Genomic DNA, 3,838 nt, shown 5'->3' with positions numbered 1-3,838 from the left:
GCCAGAAACTGGGCCGGATCGAGCGCATAGTCGAGCCCGGCCAGACGCAGCCGCGCGAGCGAGGCGGCATGCAGGCGATCGGGCATCAGGCCGCGCAGGTAAAAGGCGAGCCACTGCACCGGCCACCACAGCACCCGAAAACCACCCGGTGGGGCGTCGAGCCACAGGCGGTCCTGCCTGGGCACGGCGGCGGCCGAGCGCGACACCAACCAACCCAGCAGCGCCACCGACAGGCCGGCGCTCAAGGCAACGGCGCCGACGACCCAGCGCGGGTCGAGCGCGAGCAGCAAGGAATCGGTCTGTGCGCTCATACGTCGATGCTCACGATGCGGCGGATAAGGAGCACGCCGAAGAATTCCATGATGGCGACCGCGGCGAGCACCCCCCAGCCGATGCGGGTGGTCCACAGCAAGGCCATCGCGTCGGGCTCCATGCGCGTGAGCGCCCACAGCAGGAACACCGGCAACAGTCCCACCACCCACGCCTGGAGCTTGCCCTGGGCGGTAAGTGCACCGATCTTGAGCTCCATCGCGTGCTGGCTGCGCAGGGTCGTGGCGGTACGTTCCAGGGTTTCGGCCAGCCCGCCTCCGGTCTCCGAGGCGATGCGCATGGCCGAGACCATGAGCTTGACCGGTTGCGCAGGCACGCGAAACGAGAGGTTCTCGAGCGCGTCGTCGAGACTTACGCCGAGGCGTTGTTCGTGCTGTACCAGCATGAGCTCCTGCGACAGCGGGGGCGCCAGCTCGGTGGTGACCTGGCGGATGGCCGCCGGTAGCGACAGGCCGGCGCGTGCGGTGCCGGCGAGCATTTGTAGCGCGTCGGGCAGTTGCGCCTCGATGCGTGCGATGCGGCGTGCGCGCAGCCAGCGGAAGATGAGCCCGGGCGAGATCGCGAGCAGCGCCGCTACGACGAGCGCGAGGGTGAGGCTGCCCAGACCGAGCCAGACCGAGCCAGCAACCAGCACGGTGAGTGCGAGGTTGAGCGCGTAGAGCCGGGCCGGATCGACGAACAGGAACAACTCGCGCAGATGAAAGCCGGTGTCGCGAGTGAAGCGGGTGCGCCAGGCATGCATCAGGCGGGCGCCGATGTCGATCAATGCCCAGGTGGCAAGTGCGATAGTGAGCGCGACCGCGAGCAGGACCAGTTCGAAGGGCAAAGCGGTGGGCGTCATACGTTCTCAGGCCCGTTGAAGAGCGACAGGTCGAGCTGGCTGCCGGACTCGGAAAGCCCTTCGAAAAAACCGGGGACTGCGTTGCATCCGGCGAAACGGCCGATAACGCGGCCCTCGGCGTCGCGCCCGAGCGTGTCGTGGCGAAAGAGCGCCTGCATCTGGATGCGGCCGGACTCGATGCCGGCGACCTCGACGATGCCGGTGATGACACGCCGGCCATCGGGCAGGCGGGCCTGCTGGATGACGATGTCGATGGCCGAGGCGATCTGGTCGCGAATGGCGGTGAGCGGCAGATCCATGCCTGCCATGAGCACCAGGGTTTCGAGACGGGCGAGCGCATCGCGCGGGCTGTTGGCGTGCAAGGTGGTGAGCGAACCGTCGTGGCCGGTGTTCATGGCCTGGAGCATGTCGAGCGCCTCGCCGCCGCGGCATTCACCGACGACGATGCGGTCCGGGCGCATGCGCAGGGCGTTCTTGACGAGCTCGCGAATGGCGATCAGCCCGCGCCCCTCGGCATTGGCCGGACGGGCTTCGAGGCTGATGAGGTGGGAGTGAGCCAGTCGCAGTTCGGCAGCGTCCTCGATGGTGATGATGCGTTCGCCGTCGGGGATGAAGTTGGACAGCACGTTGAGCAGCGTGGTCTTGCCCGAACCGGTGCCGCCGGAGATGAGGATATTCTTGCGATGGCGGACGCAGATGCGCATAAATTCGGCCATCTGCGGACTCATGGCGCCGAGCGCGACCAGATCGGCGTCCGAGAAGAGCTTGCGGCCAAACTTCCGGATGGTGAGTGCCGGCCCCTTGAGGGCGAGCGGCGGGATGATGGCATTGACCCGCGAGCCGTCCTTTAGGCGGGCATCCACCATCGGCGAGGCTTCGTCGATGCGCCGACCAATGGGGGTGACGATGCGTTCGATTACGCCGAGTACTGCACGGTCGCTGGTGAAGGAGATATCGTGGCGTTCGAGCCGGCCGTTGCGTTCGATGTAGATCTCGTCATGCCGATTGACCATGATCTCGCTGATGCTGTCGTCGGCCAGCAGTGCGTCGAGGGGCCCGAGACCGACGGCTTCATTGAGTACGTCGCGGCGCAGGGTTTCGCGGTCGATTGTGTCGGGCAGGGCGGATTCGTTTGCGATGACGTCGACGAGCAGTGCCTCGGTTTCGGCACGCAACTCGTCGTCGCTCATGCGCACCAGATCGCGCCGTCGCAGGTCGATGGCGTCGAGCAAGGCTTCGTGGATGCGCTTTCGCCAGTATTGGTCGGGGGTGGTCGTGGTCCGCGCGTTGGAGGGGCGTGCAGTGGCGGCAGTCTGGAGTGGAGCAGTGTGCTCTGAAACTGCGGAGGGTTCAGCACTGCGCTCGTTCTGAAGCTGATCCTGGATGACGAGTGTGAACTGGCCGACGACGATCTGGTCGCTTGGCTCGATCGGGCCGTGTTGTTGCACACGGCTGCCATTGACGCTGGTGCCGAAGAACTGGCCGAGATCCTGGATGAAAAGTCCGGATTTGGTGCGGTAGATGCGCGCGTGCTCGCGTCCGATCTTCCAGCCGGGCAGGCGAACCCGGCATTCACGGCTTTTGCCGATGATGGCCGAGGTATCGCTGACGGACTCGATCCGCGTGGGGCTTTCAGGGTGGCTGATGGTGACCTGGAACATGATGAGTGATAGCGGTTTTCAGTTGCCGACCCAGGGGTAGGGGTAGCCGAGGTGGTCGTGTTGTCCGGGGAGGTTGCGCTGTTCGACAGGAGCAGGCAGACCGGGCACTGCTGACATGTCCGGTTGCTTGGCGCGCGGCGCCTCCTGTAGCCGTTGTTGTGCGCGTAGCATGCTTTCGGCCTGTTCAAGGGTGTGTTTGTCGACTGCGTACGGGGTGACGAAGACGACGAGTTCGGTTTCGTTGTTCTGGAAACGACGCGAGCGGAACAGCGCACCGAGAATCGGCATGTCGCCGAGGACCGGAACCTTGTCGATCGAAGAGCTGATGTCGCGGGTGAGCAGGCCGCTCAGGACTATGGTGCCGCCTTCCATGACGTTGAATTCGGTCTCAGTCTTGCGAGTGCGCAGCGCTGGGCCGGATACGGCGGCCACCGAGAGGTCGAGGTCGCTGACCTCGCTCATGATGCGGGCGCGGATCACGCCGTTGTGGTCGACCGTCGGCGTGATCTCGAGGCGGATGCCATAGGGCTTGAACTGGATGGTCGTGCCGTTGATGTTGCTTACGCTGTAGGGAAACTCGCCGCCCGCAAGAAAGCTTGCGTCCGAGCCGCTGCGGGTGGACAAGATGGGCTGGGCGAGGATGGTGGCCGTGCCGTTCTGTTCCAGCAGCCTCAGTTGTGCGTTGAGCCCCATGTTGACCGCACTGAGGATGTTCAGGCTTGAGCTGAGTGGCACCGGGCCGCCGGATCCGTCGGGGTTGACGATGGGCTGCGCATTTTCGCTGCCAGTGCGCAGGTTGATTTGCAGCGGTGAGCTTCCGCGACGCCCGGGCATCCAGATGCCGCCCACCGCGACGCCCCCGGTGGCGTTCCATGCGAGGCCGACCTCACGCAACATGTTGACCGGAAACTCGACGATCTGGACATCCATGACGACCATCTTTTCCCAACCGACGGGATTGGTGAAATTGATGATCTGCGGGTAGTGGCGGGTGAGTTCTTCGATG

The 3,838-nt window shown here is 65.0% G+C and carries 3 protein-coding genes and 1 pseudogene; all 4 read right to left on the bottom strand.

Annotated features, from left to right (window positions below; all coding sequences use genetic code 11):
- Positions 1 to 311: pseudogene (locus tag GPA21_RS19500) on the bottom strand (type II secretion system F family protein); the annotation flags it as partial.
- Positions 308 to 1,171, bottom strand: coding sequence for a type II secretion system F family protein (locus GPA21_RS19495; RefSeq protein WP_246262067.1), 864 nt, complete (start codon positions 1,169 to 1,171; stop codon positions 308 to 310). The gene GPA21_RS19495 and the pseudogene GPA21_RS19500, both read right to left, overlap by 4 nt.
- Complete coding sequence (locus tag GPA21_RS19490) at positions 1,168 to 2,832, bottom strand: TadA family conjugal transfer-associated ATPase (protein ID WP_168989736.1); 1,665 nt, start codon at positions 2,830 to 2,832, stop codon at positions 1,168 to 1,170. Before GPA21_RS19490 ends, GPA21_RS19495 begins: the two co-directional genes overlap by 4 nt.
- Before the next feature lie 18 nt (positions 2,833 to 2,850).
- Positions 2,851 to 3,838 (bottom strand): type II and III secretion system protein family protein (locus tag GPA21_RS19485; RefSeq protein WP_168989735.1); only part of this gene is annotated, 988 nt, incomplete at its 5' end.

The sequence above is a fragment of the Azoarcus taiwanensis genome (assembly GCF_012910885.1).
Lineage (GTDB): Bacteria > Pseudomonadota > Gammaproteobacteria > Burkholderiales > Rhodocyclaceae > Azoarcus_F > Azoarcus_F taiwanensis.
This window is presented reverse-complemented; position numbering and strand designations above follow the sequence as displayed.

What these genes read in the sequence shown, in the direction of transcription:
- GPA21_RS19495 (WP_246262067.1), bottom strand. Translation starts at nt 1,171, where the DNA reads ATGACGCCCACCGCTTTGCCCTTCGAACTGGTCCTGCTCGCGGTCGCG.
- GPA21_RS19490 (WP_168989736.1), bottom strand. Translation starts at nt 2,832, where the DNA reads ATGTTCCAGGTCACCATCAGCCACCCTGAAAGCCCCACGCGGATCGAG.